The organism is Bradyrhizobium sp. McL0615, assembly GCF_049993905.1.
Classification (GTDB): Bacteria; Pseudomonadota; Alphaproteobacteria; order Rhizobiales; family Xanthobacteraceae; genus Bradyrhizobium.
Map to the genome: position 1 here is coordinate 4,534,905 of NZ_CP188254.1, position 18,246 is coordinate 4,553,150.

Annotated in this window: 17 protein-coding genes; 5 read left to right on the plus strand and 12 right to left on the minus strand. The window is 60.5% G+C overall.

Annotation, left to right across the window (positions count from 1 at the left end; translation table 11 throughout):
* Positions 1-661 precede the first annotated feature (661 nt).
* A complete protein-coding gene (locus tag ACPPVP_RS21450) occupies positions 662-1,510 on the minus strand; it encodes a hypothetical protein (RefSeq protein ID WP_426524137.1) in 849 nt (282 codons plus the stop codon).
* A gap of 125 nt (positions 1,511-1,635) precedes the next feature.
* Between ACPPVP_RS21450 and ACPPVP_RS21455 the strand changes: the two genes are divergently transcribed.
* Positions 1,636-2,313, plus strand: coding sequence for an NAD-dependent epimerase/dehydratase family protein (locus tag ACPPVP_RS21455; RefSeq protein WP_426524139.1), 678 nt, complete (start codon positions 1,636-1,638; stop codon positions 2,311-2,313).
* Positions 2,314-2,401: 88 nt separating this feature from the next.
* Here the strand turns inward: ACPPVP_RS21455 and ACPPVP_RS21460 are convergent, their stop codons facing one another.
* The 3 genes from ACPPVP_RS21460 to ACPPVP_RS21470 all read right to left on the minus strand — a co-directional run bounded on the left by ACPPVP_RS21460 (position 2,402) and on the right by ACPPVP_RS21470 (position 4,546).
* Complete coding sequence (locus tag ACPPVP_RS21460) at positions 2,402-2,641, minus strand: hypothetical protein (protein WP_426524141.1); 240 nt, start codon at positions 2,639-2,641, stop codon at positions 2,402-2,404.
* Positions 2,642-2,673: 32 nt separating this feature from the next.
* Positions 2,674-3,603: a hypothetical protein gene (locus tag ACPPVP_RS21465; RefSeq protein WP_426524143.1), complete on the minus strand. Its 930-nt coding sequence runs from the start codon at positions 3,601-3,603 to the stop codon at positions 2,674-2,676.
* 247 nt (positions 3,604-3,850) lie between these two features.
* The gene (locus ACPPVP_RS21470; protein ID WP_426524145.1) at positions 3,851-4,546 is read right to left on the minus strand and encodes a hypothetical protein; all 696 of its coding nucleotides are present in this window, start codon (positions 4,544-4,546) and stop codon (positions 3,851-3,853) included.
* 103 nt (positions 4,547-4,649) lie between these two features.
* Between ACPPVP_RS21470 and ACPPVP_RS21475 the strand changes: the two genes are divergently transcribed.
* Positions 4,650-5,084, plus strand: a complete 435-nt coding sequence (locus tag ACPPVP_RS21475) for a MerR family transcriptional regulator (protein ID WP_426524147.1) — start codon at positions 4,650-4,652, stop codon at positions 5,082-5,084.
* Entirely contained in the window at positions 5,014-5,412 is a 399-nt protein-coding gene (locus tag ACPPVP_RS21480; RefSeq protein ID WP_426524149.1) for a carboxymuconolactone decarboxylase family protein, read from the plus strand. Before ACPPVP_RS21475 ends, ACPPVP_RS21480 begins: the two co-directional genes overlap by 71 nt.
* Before the next feature lie 93 nt (positions 5,413-5,505).
* On the opposite strand, the gene ACPPVP_RS21485 is transcribed toward ACPPVP_RS21480, so the two are convergent.
* From ACPPVP_RS21485 to ACPPVP_RS21505, 5 genes are all read right to left on the minus strand, one after another.
* Complete coding sequence (locus ACPPVP_RS21485; protein ID WP_426524151.1) at positions 5,506-5,679, minus strand: hypothetical protein; 174 nt, start codon at positions 5,677-5,679, stop codon at positions 5,506-5,508.
* 96 nt (positions 5,680-5,775) lie between these two features.
* A complete protein-coding gene (locus ACPPVP_RS21490) occupies positions 5,776-6,126 on the minus strand; it encodes a zinc ribbon domain-containing protein YjdM (RefSeq protein ID WP_426524153.1) in 351 nt (116 codons plus the stop codon).
* A gap of 197 nt (positions 6,127-6,323) precedes the next feature.
* Positions 6,324-7,298: a hypothetical protein gene (locus ACPPVP_RS21495; protein ID WP_426524155.1), complete on the minus strand. Its 975-nt coding sequence runs from the start codon at positions 7,296-7,298 to the stop codon at positions 6,324-6,326.
* Positions 7,299-7,536: 238 nt separating this feature from the next.
* Complete coding sequence (locus tag ACPPVP_RS21500) at positions 7,537-8,091, minus strand: hypothetical protein (protein ID WP_426524157.1); 555 nt, start codon at positions 8,089-8,091, stop codon at positions 7,537-7,539.
* A 144-nt stretch (positions 8,092-8,235) separates the two neighbouring features.
* The gene (locus ACPPVP_RS21505; protein ID WP_426524159.1) at positions 8,236-11,979 is read right to left on the minus strand and encodes a vitamin B12-dependent ribonucleotide reductase; all 3,744 of its coding nucleotides are present in this window, start codon (positions 11,977-11,979) and stop codon (positions 8,236-8,238) included.
* 761 nt (positions 11,980-12,740) lie between these two features.
* Between ACPPVP_RS21505 and ACPPVP_RS21510 the strand changes: the two genes are divergently transcribed.
* Positions 12,741-13,637 (plus strand): DMT family transporter, encoded by an 897-nt coding sequence (locus ACPPVP_RS21510; RefSeq protein WP_426524161.1) that lies wholly within the window; start codon positions 12,741-12,743, stop codon positions 13,635-13,637.
* Between the two features lie 4 nt (positions 13,638-13,641).
* On the opposite strand, the gene ACPPVP_RS21515 is transcribed toward ACPPVP_RS21510, so the two are convergent.
* From ACPPVP_RS21515 to ACPPVP_RS21525, 3 genes are all read right to left on the minus strand, one after another.
* On the minus strand, positions 13,642-14,397 hold the full coding sequence (locus ACPPVP_RS21515; protein WP_426524163.1) for an MBL fold metallo-hydrolase: 756 nt from the start codon (positions 14,395-14,397) through the stop codon (positions 13,642-13,644).
* A gap of 17 nt (positions 14,398-14,414) precedes the next feature.
* Entirely contained in the window at positions 14,415-15,401 is a 987-nt protein-coding gene (locus ACPPVP_RS21520) for a Bug family tripartite tricarboxylate transporter substrate binding protein (protein WP_426524165.1), read from the minus strand.
* Between the two features lie 418 nt (positions 15,402-15,819).
* Complete coding sequence (locus tag ACPPVP_RS21525) at positions 15,820-16,890, minus strand: hypothetical protein (protein WP_426524167.1); 1,071 nt, start codon at positions 16,888-16,890, stop codon at positions 15,820-15,822.
* A 291-nt stretch (positions 16,891-17,181) separates the two neighbouring features.
* Between ACPPVP_RS21525 and ACPPVP_RS21530 the strand changes: the two genes are divergently transcribed.
* The gene (locus ACPPVP_RS21530) at positions 17,182-18,246 is read left to right on the plus strand and encodes a ketopantoate reductase family protein (protein WP_426524169.1); all 1,065 of its coding nucleotides are present in this window, start codon (positions 17,182-17,184) and stop codon (positions 18,244-18,246) included.

Consider the following 18,246-nt stretch of genomic DNA (forward strand, 5'->3'; position numbering starts at 1 on the left):
GAAAAGAGGGCGCAGGGAAGACCGGGTGCACGCCGCACCCGCGGTCTCGCGTGCCAATGCACATGGCAGAAGCGCACACGAGCATACAGGTTCGGCAGGAGCATCCCGGCCTTCCCTGCGCAATGGCTTTACGGCTTACTTCGCGCTCTTCCCGGAGAACGGCTCTTTTGCCTCCGTTGCCTGCGCTTCTTATCGCAAGCTTAGCGCCAGCACCGCGGCGCCCGAACCACGCGACTTCACCGTACGCATCAGGCGCGTGCGTCTCGCGCGCCACCTGCGTCCACCGCATCCCACCGCGCGTTCGTGACGTGCGCAACGCCCCTCTCATCGGGTGAGACGGGCGGAGTCAAACCACTGATTTGCCCGACAACGAAAGCTAAATATTTTTGGCAAGAGCACTGGACAGGTTTTAGGTGATTTGCCCGTCGTGTTGTTTTGCCGCATGTGATGCGGAGAAATTTGACTTGCGCGTAAAGCAAATCAGCCGGCAGCGAAGGCGGATGACACGCGCATCCGTGCTACGCGAGCACGAAGCAAACGCGTTGTTAAGAATTGGCTCGTGCTGATTTGTGCGATTCCGATTCGTTCTTTGCGAACAAAATGGAGTCGGATGGAGAACGAAGCTGATGGCGGATTACGCGTTCCGCCTTCGCTCAGTGAGCTACGGCGGACAAGTCGGTTGATCTACCTGACGCGCGGCGTGATCGTCATGCGAAAATCGTCGGGTCAATCCCCAGACAATTGCGGCTGTGGCTGCCGTCGCGATCAGATGCTTCAAGGTGTGTCCGGTGACGAAGCCGAGAGCAGTCGCGATCTCGTGGTCGAGCACCTCAGCGAACTTGGCCAGGATGTACAGCACCATCGCGGTGGCGAATGCGATGCGATCGGTGCGCGGGGCGCGATGGATCGCTTGCCAGAGCGGAATAAGGATGAGAGCGAGCCCTTGCAACAGGAGATACGGTCCCAGGTCACCCGCGCCGTTCCTGTCTGACATGGCCCACCATGCGACGCTGGCGACGGCGTAGAGCCCGAGAACGATCCCGTCTAACCCCGTCTTCGTACCGCCCTGAATGTCTCCGCGGACGCCGGCGAGCAGGCCGGCGCAAACCAGTGCGATCGGCAGCCTGTCCCAGATCAGGCTGATATTGTCGGGGGCGAGATGATAGAACGCGGACCCGAAAGCGGTCAGGAACAGTCCGATCAGGAACAGCCTGTAGCCGGGCCATCCGGCGCGCAAATGCTCGCTGGCGCGTCGGGGCCGCAATGTCAGCCAGCCCCAGATCGCGACCAGCGCGAAGCCTGCGTTGGAAAGCACATCGGCGGCGTGGGGAATGCCTGACGCGGTCGACTGGTCGGCGAATTCGTTGTAGTGCGCCGGCTGCGCAATACGTCCGTGCAGCGCCAGCATCACGATCATGCCGATGGTGATGATCGTCGGAGCGTGCTTGACCCACGGGGCCATGGGGTGGCGCGTGCCGATCGAGACGTCCATACCGGGGGCGGGTTGCATCGTCGGCTCCTCCAATCTTGAGCGGTGCTCAAGTATGCGTAACCTGAAAATGAACAATGTTCAATAGGAATTTTCGATAGGTTCTTTGGCTATCCGGGGTGACTGGCAAAGTAAGGGGCCGCGAAATGACGTTTCGTGTCTTGATCATCGGTGGCACGGGGCAGGTGGGAGCGGCGGTGGTGCGCGCACTGGCGGCGGAGCCGTCCTGCGCTGAAGTCGTGATGGTCAATCGCAGGGCGATTTCGGCGACCACTGGTTCCCGTGTGCGGCAGGTGGTCCTCGATACGGCAGCGGCCCAGTTTCCGGCAGAAGTGAGCAAGCTTGCGCAGGACATGGTTGCGCAAGGGGATCCCGTCTATGGGGCGTCCTGTGTCGGCGTTGGTCAAGGCAGCATGAAGTGGAGCGAGGAGGAATTGAAGGCCCTCGAAATTGGCGTGGTCGGCGGCTTTGCCCGCGGTTGCCGGGCCGGGGGCATCGCACGGTTTGCTCTGCTCTCGGCCGTGGGCAGCAGCGCGAAAAGCAGCATTCGCTATGTGCGCGTCATGGGGCTGAAGGAAGAGACGGTTCAAGCGACGGGCTTCCAGCGCCTCGCGATTTTCCGTCCCGGAATTATCGCAGGCAATGCGCACACGCCGCGCTATGTGGCCTGGCTGGGGCGCCTGATTCCCGGCCGTTTTGGCACGATCGAGCAGGACGATATCGGGCGCGCCTTTGTCGCCGAGTTCGTCAGCAGCTCGGCGCCGAACGGGGTTGTGTATTTCGAAAATGGGGCGATGAGACAGAGGTCTCGTACGCTCAAATAGCGCGTAGGGCGGGTTAGCGAAGCGTAACCCGCCGCCTTGGTCACTTGGAATGGCGGATTACGCCTTCGGCTAATCCGCCCTGCGCTTGCTAACGCCGACTTTGAAGGTCAGCGATTGCCGCGGCCTTTTCGGCAGGCGTCATGTTAGGATCACGTCGGATCATCTCTATCTTTCCCAAGATAAAGTCGCGCGTCCGAGCGAGGTCTTCCTCGTTCTGCGGCGTCTTTCGGGCGAAGGCGTCGCGCATATCGACGATTGGCGCGTCGGTTTTTTTCTGAGTCTCTTCAATCGCCGGCGGTGCCGGCGGAGGGGTAGGATCGACTGGCATGGCGCCTTCTCCTCGCGCCGGCACGCGGCGGATCAACTGTTCACAACGAAAGCATAGTTGGGGTCGAGGAACATCAAATGGAAGCCGAGGTTGTCGATTCTCACGGTTGAGTTTGACGCAGCCAGCAGCGCCCAGGTCCCCCAGTGACCGCTGTTGTCCGCGCTGATCAGTTGCGTGCCGATCGCTCCCATCGGCTTAGTGTGCAGATAGGCCGTCTGGAAGGTTTCCACGATCGGACCCCAGGAACCGATCCAGCCCGTTTTCTGCTGAGCATCGGTTGCGGTATAGTCGTATTGATAGACGAGGTCCCAACCGCCGCGAACGTGGTTGTAGAGCAACGCCTGATTTCGGTACTTGTTGGCTCCGATCAGCCAGGTGCTGTTCCACACCGGCAGCACCGGGTAGGGGTGACCATGAGCGGATGCCGTCGTGAGATAATTTCCCAGCGATGTGAACGGCGTGTCCGTTTGCCAGTGATCGGTGCGCGCCCAGTCGAAGACCTTGAAGTGAGGCGTGCCCTGCGCGTTGTAAGCGACAAACGCCTCCACGCCGAGCCCGGACCGGTTGGTCGCCGTCAGATACAGCCAGGTGTTCACGTTACCGCCTGGCGGTGACGGACACACGAAGTCGCACGTGAGCGAAGTTCCGTGACCCCAGCCGGTTTTGAACGCTGACGTGAAGAACATGCCGTAGCCGACGCCGCCGGGGGGCGGCCTTCTTGACTCGTCTGCATCAGAACCCATGCGCTCGACCAGACTGGCGACCGCCTGGTCGCGCGCGGCGAGGTCGTGTTGGGGATGCGTGATGGCCATCCGCAGCTTGCTTTGCATGAAGGCATTTCTGAAATTCTGATCTACCGGCGTTTTGGCCGTTATCTCGGCGAATGCCGCTTGATGATCCTCGATCGCCCCATGCGGACGGTTTGAGGGTGGAGCTGGACTCTTCATCTCATGTTTGGACATGGTCAGATCTCCGGCTTGTGAGCGCGCCTTTCCCGGCGCGGGTCCACATTTTAGGGCTGGAGATCAACGACAGCTTATGAAGCAATTCACAATCGGAAGTTGTGATTCAGTGTCTGTGACGGCGGATTACGCTGGTGCTCAAGCGAGCAGCGCGTAGGGTGGGTTAGCGAAGCGTAACCCGCCGTTCTCAACCGCCGGTCGGCGGATTACGCTGGTGCTAATCCGCCCTACGCACCTACGCACCGCTCTATCGCTTCGGTCTCCTTTGGTAGACCCCTGAAAACGACACGTTGGCGCCGCCGCAATGGAGGTTGTCGCCGACGACCAAATACGTGCCGACGAGTTGCATGGTGACCTGGCAGTCGCTTTCGTCCGTGCCGTCGCCGAACTTCATTTTATCGGCAGAAGGTTTGGCGTCGTAATCGAGCTCGCCGGTGTGGGTGCGGCTGCCCGAACCCCATGTGGCCTCGCCCTTGATGGCGAGCGTGCCTGCCGCTTTCGAATTCGAGATGCTGATAACATTGTCATAGGCGTGCCACTCGCCGAACCAATCCCGCATCGCCGGTGAGCGTGCGTCCGCCTGCCACGCCAGCCGGTCGGTCTCGATCCAGCCGACCGTCTCGGTGCCCTTGCGCGGTTGAAACCAGCTGCATGCGAACTTGCCGAACGTTCGCGAGACAATGACTTCATCGCCCGGAATGACATAGGTTTTCAGACGACAGGCCGCATCGTCCGGGCAGCGCTCGCTGTCATCGCCGTGGAAAGTGATCCTGTCGCCGGCCGCGCCCTTGATCTTCGCCAGCCTGTAGTTCGTGCTCTCGCGTGGAAAATATCCGTTACGGCAAACGTTGTCGGGGTTGCCCTTGAGCTGGGCGAAAGCGGGCGATACCTGGAGCAGGCTCCATGCGAGGAGGCCCAGCGTGGCCTGGACAAGGCGTCTCATTGGGGTTTCCCCTTTCGCGTCGGCGGATCTCGATGATAATGCTTGACTTAGAGTGTGCTCGAACCTGTAGCTTCCCTGGCGTCGTGACGAAAGACAGGTTTGCATGAAGATTGGCGTGTTGGCGAAGCGTTCGGGATTGTCGGCCCACACCATCCGCTACTACGAGCGGATCGGGCTGCTTCCCTATGCCGACCGGGACCAATCGGGCCAGCGTGATTACGACGCATCAATTCTGGTTTGGATCGAATTTCTCCACCGAATGAAGACAACGGGAATGCCGATCCGGGAAATGTTGCGCTACGCTGCCCTTCGAGAAGGCGGCGTAGAGACGGAAGCGGAACGTCGCGCGCTGCTGGAACAGCAGCGCGTGCGTGTACGCACTCATCTTGGCGAACTGCAAGACTGTCTTCTCGTCCTCGACGCCAAGATCGCCGGATACTCCGGCGTGGAAGAGAGGATGAAGGTATATGACGCAATGGCACTTGGACGTGAACGAAAGCCGGCTGGAACGCGGCAAGCGGGCACTGGATCAGATTGACGGCGAGGCAGGTCGAAATGTCATTTCAGCCCTGGCCGACATTGCCCCTGATTTCGCGACCTATGTGTTCGAGTTTCCGTTCGGCGACATCTATTCACGGCCAGGACTGAGTGTGCGCGACCGGGAGATCGCAGCGATCGCCTCGCTTGCGGCAATGGGAAATGCGACGCCGCAGTTGAAGGTCCACATCGAGGCGGGCCTCAATGTCGGTCTCACGCGTGAAGAGATCACGGAAATATTGATGCAAATGGCCGTCTATGCGGGGTTTCCGGCAGCGTTGAACGGTCTTTTCGCGGCCAAGGAAGTCTTCGTTGCCAAGCGGAGTTAAGTAAGCGTAGCCCGGATGAGCGCAGCGATATCCGGGGCGATGTTAGAGTTGTCCCGGATGTCGCTGCGCTCATCCGGGCTACTCGCTCCCAACTTACTGGAACAGCGCGAAATAGATCACGTAGAGCCAGCCCAGGATGCCGTGGATGATCGCCCACAGGATCGAATGGTTGTTGGTATAGGAGATCGCGATGGCAAGCGCCGAGCCGAAGCCCACGCCGTATTTCGCGCCCTCGACGCGAACCCCGTAATATCGATTTTCGTTCATGTCGATGCTCCCCAGCCAGTGAGTAGGGCGGGTTAGCGAAGCGTAACCCGCCGACTTGGTCGCTTGGAATGGCGGATTACGCTTCGCTAATCCGCCCTACGCCTTCTTCACGAACTCCGATTTCAGATTCATCGCGCCGATGCCGTCGATCTTGCAGGCGATGTTGTGGCCATCGCTCGCCTCGGTCAGGCGGATGTTCCTGACCTTGGTGCCGCCTTTGACGACCGATGACGATCCCTTGACCTTGAGATCCTTGATGACGATGACGCTGTCGCCATCGGCCAGCACATTGCCGTTGCTATCGCGGACACCAGGCTCGGGCGAGGTCTGCGCGGCTGCGGCCGCCTCGGCGCTCCATTCATGCGCGCATTCCGGGCAAACCCACAGGCCGCGATCCTGATAGGCATGCTCGGAATGGCATGCCGGGCATTTCATTGCATCGTCCATAATCGGTCTCGTTCCCCTCTTGGCGGGGCGCACCGTAGGGGCATGCTCGGGTAAATCAAGCGAAGAAGGGGAGCCGGGGGCGTCGGGCTGGAGGTCCTCCGACGGCTGATGCCATGCGGCTTTTGCTAGCGGCTTTCGGTTTTCCGGAGTTGAGCGCACTGTCACCGTAATTGGGAATGTAAAGGAAATCAGTGCCCTTAGTTAGCGGAAGTTAGAATTGGGAGCTCGAAGTCGGCCAGGAATTTGGCAGCCCCAACAGGATGAAAATATACCCTACCAGGGGATGGCTTAACCGCCTTTGCAATATACTCCCTGATCTGCCCGCTGATTTGATGATTGATTCCGAGCGTAGTTCCATAGACTTCGCGATCGGGAGACGCGCTTTCTACAGTGAGGGCAGATACATTTTGTCGATGAAATCCAAAGCCAAGGAAAATCACAACTCGAGCGTTTGATATTGCTTGCATCATCCGTTCGCTCACATCGGCAGATCGCTGCTCGGTGAAGGTAAGGATGTTCTTGGCAATTCCTTTTAGGTCGAGATCCTCGGTGCCGCCGAATGGAACGGAGTTATTGCCCCATAAATTTCCCAAGGAACCGTAGGGACGGATAACATTAAGGGATTCGACAAGCTTTCGAGCTTGATCGGGGGCGAACGGTCCGCGCTGCACGAACGCGGTTGCGAGATAGTGCTCCAGCGAGCGATCGTAGTTGAAATTGATAACCGTGGTTGTTGCAAAGATGTGTTCAACATTCTCTCGCTTTAGGTCACGCTTGGCCAGGGAAAAGAAGGCGTGCGCCCATGTCGAATCGAATTTTTCTAATGCAGAAACGTTAGCCAAATCGCTGGTCCTTTCAGCGATAAGAATCTCCGCCGCGATTGCGATTTTCCCTAGTTCTATCGCGACGGGGTCATCTGAGAGCCAGTTTAGAGCGTCGTCGGTAGACGGACTAGACTTCAGAACTGCTCGAAGGTGATCTGCCGCCCTCTCCATCGCGTCTCTGTTTTCTGTTCCATATTTTTCAAACAAGAAGGGCAGGAGCCGCTCGGTACTGGCAGTATTGACATCGAGCGTGGTCGCAATCCGTGACACCAATTCGGAGCCTAGCGGAAAGCCGCACTCGTAACTTGCGCCGGCGCCTAGAACGAAGACTGTAGGCTTTGCAAACATCGTTTTGCCTTCCAGTTTTAGGGCTGCACCTTCCCAAGACGCTTGAGTCAATCGCGAGGCGGCTTATTCGAATACATTTCAGATTACGGTGACAGTGCACTCAATGGTTCTCGCTGCAAGTTAAGTGCACTGTCACCGTAACCCGCAGATGTTGCTGCTGGTGAGTGCAGCAACACTTGCGAGCGAGCTATGCTGAGTATCGCCTCGCACATCCGGGATCTACTTGCTGGTAGCCGATCTACTCCGCGCCGGGCGCTGTGGGCGATGGCCGCGCAACGTGTGCCGGAACTTGAATGGTCTTTTCCATGGTGTGGCTGAAGCCCCGTCCGTCTGCGTAGTCGAACGAGCAATGGAGAATGAGGTATGTGGCGGAGGCCGGAACACGAGCAATGTATGAGTAACGAGCCGTGACTGATGGGCCAACGACGAAATATTGAAATGATTTTGGTATGAATGATCCCTTAGCTATTTCGTGGGGAAAATTGATTTGTCCGGCCCATTTTTTGCTGACATCAATGGGATCATTTTCGTAGAGGGCATTTAAATCGAACGCAAATTTTTCGATCTTATGCTGAACCTTACCTTTGTTGTTCAGGACCGCAACAAGCTCGACAATCCAGAAGTCCCCTTGTTGCCCAATTAACGAAATTTCCGCCGAAGTCTCGATATGCGGGAAATTGCTTTCTTCCACTATGTAGCGGCGATAGGCCCACCAACCTCCGATAACCAGCGCTAGTGGTGTAACGATGGATTGAAATATAGCCGCGAGGTTCTTCCAGTCTGCAAGAAGCATGGAGAAGCCTTCATAGAGATATTTGGTCTAATCTTTAGAATACTCGCACAAGTTGCTTTCTGTTATCAAGGACTAAAGGAAAAGGGGCGGCCTTCGGCCGCCCCTGCGTTCGTGTATCGGTCCAAACTCGATGGAGAAAAACGATTAGGAACACCCCGTCGTGCTGCCACACGTATCGCACTTCATGCACGTCCCGTTACGCACCAGCGTGAAGTTGCCGCACTCCGAGCACATCTCGCCCTCGTAGCCCTTGGCCTTGGCTTCCGCCCGGCGTTCGGCCTTGCTCGGGGCCACCGCCACCGCCGCACTTCCGGCCTTGCTCCACTGCACGGCTTCCAGCCGTTCCGTCGGCGACAGGTCGTGGGCCGCTTCCTGCTTCAGGGCGACCGCGCCTTCAAGGGTGTCGGAGAGGCGGGCGCTGGGGCCGTGGCCGGCGATCGCGGTGACGTTGCTGGACGCCCGCGCGTCGACGTCGACGCCGCGCATCACCACCAGCTTATCCGTGCGCGAGCGGGTCAGGCCCTTGGACAGATATTTGTTGGCCTGGTGGCCGTCGGACGGCTCCTTGCCTTCCTCGACGCCTTTGCCCATCGCGTCGAAGTTGGACTCGGAGGGATCGACATGCGCGAGATCGAAGCGCGACATGTAGCTGACCGCGAGTTCGCGGAACACATAGTCGAGGATCGAGGTCGCGTACTTGATCGAGTCGTTGCCCTGCACGGGGCCCGCTGGCTCGAAGCGGGTGAAGGTGAAGGCGTCGACATACTCCTCCAGCGGCACGCCGTATTGCAGGCCGAGCGAAACCGCGATGGCGAAGTTGTTGATGAAGGAGCGGAGGGCTGCGCCTTCCTTGTGCATGTCGATGAAGATCTCGCCAAGACGGCCGTCGTCATACTCGCCGGTGCGCAAGTACACCTTGTGGCCGCCGACCACGGCCTTCTGGGTGTAACCCTTGCGGCGATCCGGCATCTTCTCGCGCTCGCGCATCACGATGATGCGCTCGACGAGCTTTTCGACGATCTTTTCCGACACCTGGGCGGCACGCGCCGCCATCGGCTTGTCGTAATACGCCTCCGTCGCATCTTCCTCGTCGTCATCATCGCTGATGAGCTGCGAGTTGAGGGGCTGGGAGAGCTTCGAGCCGTCGCGGTAGAGCGCGTTGGCCTTCAGCGCGAGCTTCCAGGACAGCAGATACGCCGACTTGCAATCCTCGACGGTGGCGTCGTTCGGCATGTTGATCGTCTTCGAGATCGCACCCGAAATGAACGGCTGCGACGCCGCCATCATGCGGATGTGGCTCTCGACCGACAGATAACGTTTTCCAATTTTGCCGCAGGGGTTGGCGCAGTCGAACACGGGATAGTGTTCGGCCTTCAGATGCGGCGCGCCTTCCACCGTCATCGCGCCGCAAATGTGCACGTTGGCTGCCTCGATCTCGCGCTTAGTGAAGCCAACAGCCGAGAGCAGGTCGAAGCCGGGGGCTGCGATCGTTTCGGCCGCGATGTTGAGCGTCTCGCGCAAGAAGTCTTCGCCAAAGGTCCACTTGTTGAAGGCGAACTTGATGTCGAACGCGGTCGGCAGCGCCTTTTCCACCTTTGCCAGTGCTTCGTCGGTGAAACCCTTGGCCTTCAGCGTGGAAACATTGATGCCGGGCGAGTTGGAGAGCGAGCCGTGCCCGACGGCGTAGGCCTCGATCTCCGCGATATCGGCCTCGCTGTAGCCGAGCGTCCGCAGCGCCACCGGGACCGCCTGGTTGATGATCTTCCAGTAGCCGCCGCCGGCGAGCTTCTTGAATTTCACCAGCGCGAAATCGGGCTCGATGCCGGTGGTGTCGCAATCCATCACGAGACCGATGGTGCCGGTCGGCGCCACCACGGTGGTCTGCGCGTTGCGGTAGCCGTTGAGCTCGCCGAGTTCGAGCGCGTTGTCCCAGGCCGCCTTGGCATGGGTGATGATGTCAGCCTGCGGGCAGGAGGCGTGATCGAGCGGCACGGGGCTCACCGCCAGCGCCTCATAACCACGGGATTCGCCATGCGCCGCGCGGCGATGGTTGCGGATCACGCGCAGCATGTGCTGGGTGTTCTTCTTGTAGCCGGGGAAGGGGCCCAATTCCTTGGCCATCTCGGCCGAGGTCGCGTAGGCCACGCCGGTCATGATGGCGGTCAGCGCGCCGCACAGCGAGCGGCCTTCCTTGGAGTCGTAAGGAAGGCCCATGGTCATCAAGAGGCCGCCGATGTTGGCAAAGCCGAGGCCCAGCGTGCGGAACTCGTAGGAGAGTTCGGCGATCGCCCTCGAGGGGAACTGCGCCATCATGACGGAGATTTCGAGCACGATGGTCCAGAGCCGGCACAAATGCTCATACGATTCGACGTCAAACCGTTTTGTGGTGGTCGAATAGAACGTGATCAGGTTGGCGGAGGCGAGGTTGCACGCCGTGTCGTCCAGGAACATGTATTCCGAGCACGGGTTGGACGCGCGGATGTCGCCGGACGACTTGCAGGTGTGCCAGTCGTTCATGGTGGTGTTGAAGTGCAGGCCGGGATCGGCCGAGGCCCAGGCGGCGTGGCCGATCTTTTCCCAGAGCTCGCGGGCCTTGAGCGTCTTCGTCACCTTCTTGTTGGTGCGGCCGATCAGATTCCAGTCGCCGTCGGTTTCGACCGCGCAGAGGAAATCGTCCTTCAGCGAGACCGAGTTGTTGGAGTTCTGGCCGGATACCGTGAGGTAGGCCTCCGAATCCCAGTCGGTGTCGTAGGTCGGGAAGTCGATATCCTTGTAGCCTTGTTTTGCAAATTGGATCACGCGCTTGATGACGTTGTCGGACACCAGCGCACGGCGCGCGAGCTTGATCTCGCGGCGGAGCGCCGGGTTCTTTTCCGGGTCAAAACAGTCGTCGCCCGAGCCTTCGCAGTTCACGCAGGCCTTCAGCACGGCTTTCAGGTGCTTCTGGTTGATCTTGGAGCCGGTGACGAGAGCGGCAACCTTCTGCTCCTCCTTCACCTTCCAGTCGATATAGGTCTCGATATCGGGATGGTCGGCGTCGACCACGACCATCTTGGCCGCGCGGCGCGTGGTGCCGCCGCTCTTGATCGCGCCCGCCGCGCGGTCGCCGATCTTCAGGAAACTCATCAGGCCGGACGAGCGGCCGCCGCCGGACAGCTTTTCGCCTTCGCCGCGCAGGCGCGAGAAGTTGGAGCCGGTGCCGGAGCCGTATTTGAACAGGCGCGCCTCACGCACCCACAGGTCCATGATGCCGCCCTCGTTGACGAGGTCGTCACCCACGCCCTGGATGAAGCAGGCGTGCGGCTGCGGATGCTCGTAGGCCGACTTCGATTTTGTCAGTTTGCCGGTGAAGGGGTCGACGTAATAATGGCCCTGGCCCGGTCCATCGACGCCGTAGGCCCAGTGCAAGCCGGTGTTGAACCACTGCGGCGAGTTCGGTGCGACCATCTGCTTGGCGAGCATGAAGCGCAGCTCGTCGAAGAACGCCTGCGCGTCTTCTTCTGACGAGAAATACTTGCCCTTCCAGCCCCAATAGGTCCAGCAGCCGGCCAGCCGATCGAACACCTGCTTGGCGCTGAGCTCGCTGACGAAACGCTCGGATTCCGGGAGGAGGGCGAGCGCCTCGGTGTCGGGCACCGAGCGCCACAGCCAGGACGGCACGGTCTCTTCCTCGACCTTCTTCAGCTTTGCTGCGACGCCGGCCTTGCGGAAATACTTTTGCGCGAGGACGTCCGAGGCGACCTGCGACCAGAACTGGGGCACTTCGACATTTTCGAGCCGGAACACGATCGAACCATCAGGGTTGCGGATCTCGGATGTCGTCAGCCTGAAATCAATCCCTGCATAGGGTGACTGGCCGGAAGTGGTGTTGCGTCGTTCGATTCGCATTGGTCGTGCCCCGTGTTCTTTGGCCGGGTCCGCTTGCCGCGGGTTGCCGGATGTTATCAGTGAGCGGACCTCGCGCACCGAAGTTGACAGCCAACTTCGGTTCGACCCGCAAGCTTTACCGGTGGACCCGGCCCTGTTTCTGTTTTCGCCACCCCAAAGGTCCCGGCCGATCGGCGGGACCCATCCCTCAAACTCAACGTAGCAACTCAATACCTGGGTCACCTTGGGCCGATTTCAGCCCGTTATTCGGTATGCCGGTCACCCCCGTTTCAAGGCAGACAAGCCCTCGATCCGTGCCTCGACCGGCCGACGGAGTGCTTGTTTGGAACCCGTTGGGAGCGTCCGGCGGGACCCAAAACTTAACTCGCGCCGTCCAGCAGGGACGCTAGGCCAAACCCGTCCGGCCCGTCAAGGACTAGTACGAGTTCCTGAATCAAATACTAAATATGGTGGAAAGTGAGGGATAACAGGGGGTGATGCCACCCCTGTGATCGCCCCAAGTATCAGTGAGTCCTCAGGGATTCCCAAGGGAAAAAAATTGTTGCGGCGTGTGGAAATCGGCTTCGCCCCGCTGTTCACAGGGCAGGTATTTTTTCGACGTCCGGGATTGCACTGGAGAGACTCACGTGAGGTTACGGAGCGCGCCTCGTTAAGGCTACGGGCGGGGAGGTCTGGCATGTCGGCGCATCCGTGGTCGCAGCGGCGGATACGCGCCATGGTGCAAACTGATTCCATCGCTTTTCCGTCCTTTGCCGGGCTCCATGACAGAATCAAAATCCACCGCGCCGGCGCGGATCGCGCCTGCAGGCCTGATGTTCCTCGCCATCACCTCGGTGGGCTGGGGGTTCAATTGGCCCGTCACAAAATACCTCCTGAGCGAGCTGCCGCCGCTGACGCTGCGCGGCTCGACCGGGGTGATCGGCGCGGCGCTATTGGCCGTGCTGGCGCTGGCGCGCTCCCAGAGCCTGAAGGTCGAGCGGCATTTGTGGCCGCGGCTGATGCTTTTGGCGCTGCTCAACGTCACCGGCTGGATGGTGCTGATGGGGCTGGCGCTGTTGTGGCTGCCGGCGAGCGAGGCGGCGCTGATCGCCTACACCATGCCGGTATGGGCCTCGCTTCTGGCCTGGCCGGTGCTCGGCGAGCGGCCGACGGTGTTGCGCACGGTGGCGCTGGTGATGGCGTTCGCGGGGTTGGCCGTCATCATGGGCGGCAACGGCTTTAGCGCGACGGCCGCAAAACTGCCGGGCATGGTGATGGCGATTGCCGGCGCATTCGGCTTTGCGCTCGGCACGGTGCTGGCGAAGCGGCTGCCGGTGCCGCTGCCGCCGATCCCGGCCGCCGCCTGGCAGATCGGGCTCGGATGTTTCCCGATCGTCATCATCGGTCTCGCCTTCGAAACCACCCATATCGAGAAGGTGACAACGCTCGGCGCGTGGCTGCTGGTCTATTCGACCGTGATCCAGTTCTGCATCGCCTATGTGAGCTGGTTTGCCGCGCTCGCCCGCCTGCCGGCGTCGGTCGCGGCGATCGGCACCATGGCGGTGCCGGTGATCGGCGTCGTGGCATCCGCGATCGCGCTCGGCGAGCCGCTGGGGTTGACGCAGATCGTGGCGCTGGTCTTTACGCTCGCCGGCGTGGTGCTGGCGACAAGGTCGTGAGCCCTCAGCGCGGCACGCCGCTGATGTCGAACAGGGTGGTGTCCTCCATGGTTTCGCCGAACCATGCGCTGATGCCGGCCTTGCGCTCGCCGATGTAAACGGGCTGGCCGCGCTCATCCAGCCGCATGCTGAGGTCGTGCCCGGGAATGACGATCGTCCCCGGCACGGCCCGCCACAGCTGCCAGATCCTGTCGATCGATGCCGTGCTCGCGGCCTCGTCGAGACTCATGTCGACCTTGCGCGAGATCAGCTCGGCCCGGTTCTTGGCGGCGTCTCCGGTGAAGATCACCGGCAGCGCGTTGGCCGTGAGATGAAAGACCAGCGAGCCGGGCGTATGGCCCGGCGCATCGAACGCGACGATCCCGGGTAGAAATTCCTCGCCTTCACGGACGCGCTTGACCCGCGGATCGGTCGCCAGCGCCTGGACATAGAGTTCAGGCAACGGATCGAAGCCCGGCGGCTGGGCCGCGGCCCATTCGATTTCCTTTGCGCCGATCCATACCGTGGCGCGATCGAACAGCACGAAATTGACCGAATGATCGTAATGGGCGTGGGTCAGGACGACGTCGGTAATGTCTTCCGGCGCGACGCCGATCGCCTTGAGCTGGCTCTCCAGCGGCTTGCGAATGCCGAAGGCGCCGACATCGATCAGGATCTTGTGCCGGTCGGAGCGCAGCAGCGCGATGGTGCTCCAGCCGAGCCCGCCATGGCACACGGCCTTGCCCGGGAATCCCTGCACCAGGACGTCAATTCGATACATGTCGCTGCCCGCCTTCGTCACTCGACCCGGATTTTCGCGGCCTCAGCGATGCCGCCGAATTTCTCGCTCTCCGATCGCACGAAGCTGCGCAGCCCGGCAAGCGTCATCGGCCGCGGGACGATGCCCTGTATCAGCAGCTTCTCCATCGTCGATTTTTCCTGCAGCGCGTTTGACATGACTTCAAACAGCCGGCTCTGCAGCGGCTCCGGCGTACCTGATGGCGCGAACACGCCGAACCAGTTGAGCAACTCGTATCCGGCGAGCGCCGGCGCACCTTCGCTCAACGGCGCCACGTCGGGCAATTGCGGCATGCGCTCGCGCGATGTCACGGCAACCGCGCGCAGCCGTCCATCCTGGATCAAGGGCAGCGCCGCGCCGAGGCTGGAAAAGCTCATTGTCACCGCGCCGACGGCCACGTCGGTCACGGCTGGTGCCGACCCGCGATAGGGAACATGCAGGACGTCGGTGCCGGCCATGCGGTTCATCAACTCGCCGGCGAGATGCTGCGGGTTGCCGACGCCCGACGATGAGAAGGACAGCTTTCCCTTGTTCGCCAGCGCGTAGGCAACCAGCTCCGCCGGCGTCTTGACCGGCGTGGTGGCGGCTACGACCACCACGCAGGGGACGATGCCAGCGAGCGCCACCGGCGTCAGCTCCTTCTGCGGATCGTACGTCATCCGCTCCTTATAGATGTGCTGATTGACGGCGACCTCGCCGGCCGCCGAGACCAGCAGCGTGTGGCCGTCGGGTGTGGCGCGGGCGACCGATTGCGCCGCAATCATCGCCGCCGCGCCGGGCTTGTTCTCGACCAGCACCGCCTGGCCGAACGCCGCCTTCATCGGGTCGGTGAGCAGCCGGGCGACAATGTCGACACCGCCGCCGGCGGGATAGCCGACGACCAGGCGGATGTTTTGCGTTGCAAAGCTGCCCTGAGCCCATGCGCTGCTGCCGCGGGCGAGCAGGGTGGCGGCGGCCGACATCGAGAAAGCGCGTCGCGTGAACACGTCATCATTCTCCGTGCGGGCGGTGGGTGGCTATGCAGGCAAGGGCGGGCAATTGAAATCCCACGCTTCCACGGACGGATAAAGCGCGTCAATCCGCCGAATCATCTGGCGGTTGCTTGCTCAACTAAATTCCGTAAACCATTGATGTGAGACAATTTCCTAGAATCATTGCGCCTTTACAAGGATTTAGCTATATATAGCGGTGTGACGCCGTACCAGTGGATCATACCGGTACAGCGCCACACCTACTCTATGGTGGTTGCATTGCTCCCACCTCCTTCCCCGGGGCTTCCGTAGCTCCCCGGTTCTTAGACGACGGCCCTTGCGAGACCATCATACCCGGCTACCCGGGAGACCCCCTGCACCAGTGCTACGGCCTGATGCAGGAAGGATGGAGACGGCGGCTTCGGCCGCCGTTTTATTTCGTGGCGCGCTGCTCCTTTACCGCCTCGTCAGCTTTTTGAACGGACTCCTTTGCGCGAGGACGGCTATCTGCGTTGCGCACAGTTTTCGGAATTTTGCAGTGGTCTGCGCAAATCCGCCAATGCCGACGAAACTCGACCGCATCCCAAGGAAGATTGTCGTTCTCGCGACGGACGATCGCGCCAGACGCTGGAAGCTTAGAACGGGCATCTTTCCCGGGAGTAAAATCGAACTGGATTCTAAACTCTTCCAAGACCGCGGGCGCGTTGAGAAGGGGGAATTCGATGTCGCCCTGCCAACCATCGCCTGCATGCCGTAAAACCAAGTTATCGTCGATTTCATTCCAGCGGATGCCGCGAACCCATTTGTGGTCCTTGAACATGATGTCGGAAACGCCATCAGCGCTAACAGGAACCCACTCTCCTATCGTGTCCTTCTGTAATAGCCCGGCGTCGGTCTGAAAAGCCTGAGCGAGGGCAATGGACGGGCGCTTGACGCGCCGCGCCATCATGCGGATTGCGTTTGCATCTTCCGGAGTAAGACGTTCCACCCGGGCTTTGGGGGCTTTAAACCTGAGCTTGGCAAGAATGCCGAACAACTGCTCGCACTTGGGATCATGCAGCATCGCATTGCCAAAACCGAATAGCCCGCGAACCATCCCGATCTTGGCGTGGGCAACCGATTTTTTGCCTCCCTCACTCCATGCCTGATGCCATTCGTTGAGATGCTCGCCCCTGAGTGAGGCGAGGGCGTCATTGCCATGGTCGTTTTCAATAAGGCCAAGCAGCGCATCATAATGCGTCTGTGATGCATGGCTGAGCTTATGATACGGGGAGGTTTCTACGGTTCGGTACGCCTTGATTAGATCTGAAATGGTCTCAAGGCGGGGACGCGCCGTCTCGGTCGGGATCAAGACGTAGTTGTGCTTGGCGGCCAGTTCCAAGAGCTGAGCATGCTCGGCCGTTTTCCGAGCAAGTTCTTCTGCCGCCGCGAGATGGCGCAAGCGATCGCGTTCAAAGCCTGCCATGGCTTCCACGATGCTCTCGTTGGTGACCTTGTCGCTCATCAGAATCCCATGAGGCCCCCTCAGAGGTCCGTTGGGAACCTAAGCTGAGATTCGCGTTAATGCAATAGCGAGCATTGGCTCTCCATAAACGAGACCGTTTGTGCACATTCCACCCATTGGCTGTGTGGTGTGAAGTACACGATCCACAATCCGCTGCGGCCCTGAACGGCAAAAAGATGCCCGCTATGTGATTGTAAGACCTATCAATTCGTGTATGCCACGGGCGAAATGCTGGCCCCGCGGAGTTGGGGCGTTCGAGAGAATTCTCACATCATCTGTGAAAGAGAGAGTATGGCGCGCAACATTTTGATCCTTGGGGCCTCGTATGGCTCGCTCCTGGCGACAAAGCTTTTGATGGCGGGTCACAACGTGACGCTGGTTTGCCGGAGGAAGACGGCCGACCTCATCAATCGCGACGGCACCGAGGTTCGCATCAAGCTGCGCGACGAGGCGGTACACCGCGCGATCTTCTCGCGCGATCTGCCCGGCAAACTGGACGCCACCACGCCCGCCGAGGTCGATCTTTCCCGCTACGACCTGGTCGGCCTTGCGATGCAGGAGCCGCAATACACCAATCACACGATCCGCGTTCTGATGATCAAGATCGCCGCGGCGGGGCTTCCTTGCCTTTCGATCATGAACATGCCGCCGTTGCCCTATTTGAAGCGCATCCCGGCGCTGGCGGACATGGATCTGGAGGAGGCCTATACCAATGCGTCGGTATGGGAGCGGTTCAAGCCCGGACTGGTGTCGCTCTGCTCGCCCGATCCGCAGGCCTTCCGCCCGCCGGAAGAGGCGGCGAACGTCCTCCATGTCGGCCTGCCGACCAACTTCAAGGCCGCGGCCTTTGAAGACGCGCAGCACAACAAGATGCTTCGCGAGCTCGAAAAAGACATCGACGCGGTGACGCTGGACGGCAAGGACGTTCCCGTGAAGCTCAAGGTGTTCGACTCGCTGTTCGTCCCTCTGGCCAAATGGTCGATGCTGCTGACTGGGAATTACCGCTGCATCACGCCGCACGAGCCGCAGTCGATCCGCGACGCCGTGCATGGCGACCTGAAACTCTCGCAGTCGATCTACGACCATGTCGACGCCGTCGCCCGGCGCCTGGGCGCCGACCCGCAGGATCAGGTGCCTTTCGAGAAGTATGCCAAGGCGGCGGAAAGCCTGCTCAAGCCGTCATCGGCGGCGCGGGCCGTGGCCAGCGGCGCGCCCTTCATCGAGCGGGTCGATCTGCTGGTGAAGCTGGTTTCCGATCAGCTCGGCGTGCCCAGCGCCGAGATCGACCGCACGGTCCAGACCGTCGATCAGAAGCTGAACGAGAAGATCGTGGTAGGTGGATCGGGTTCGCAGTAA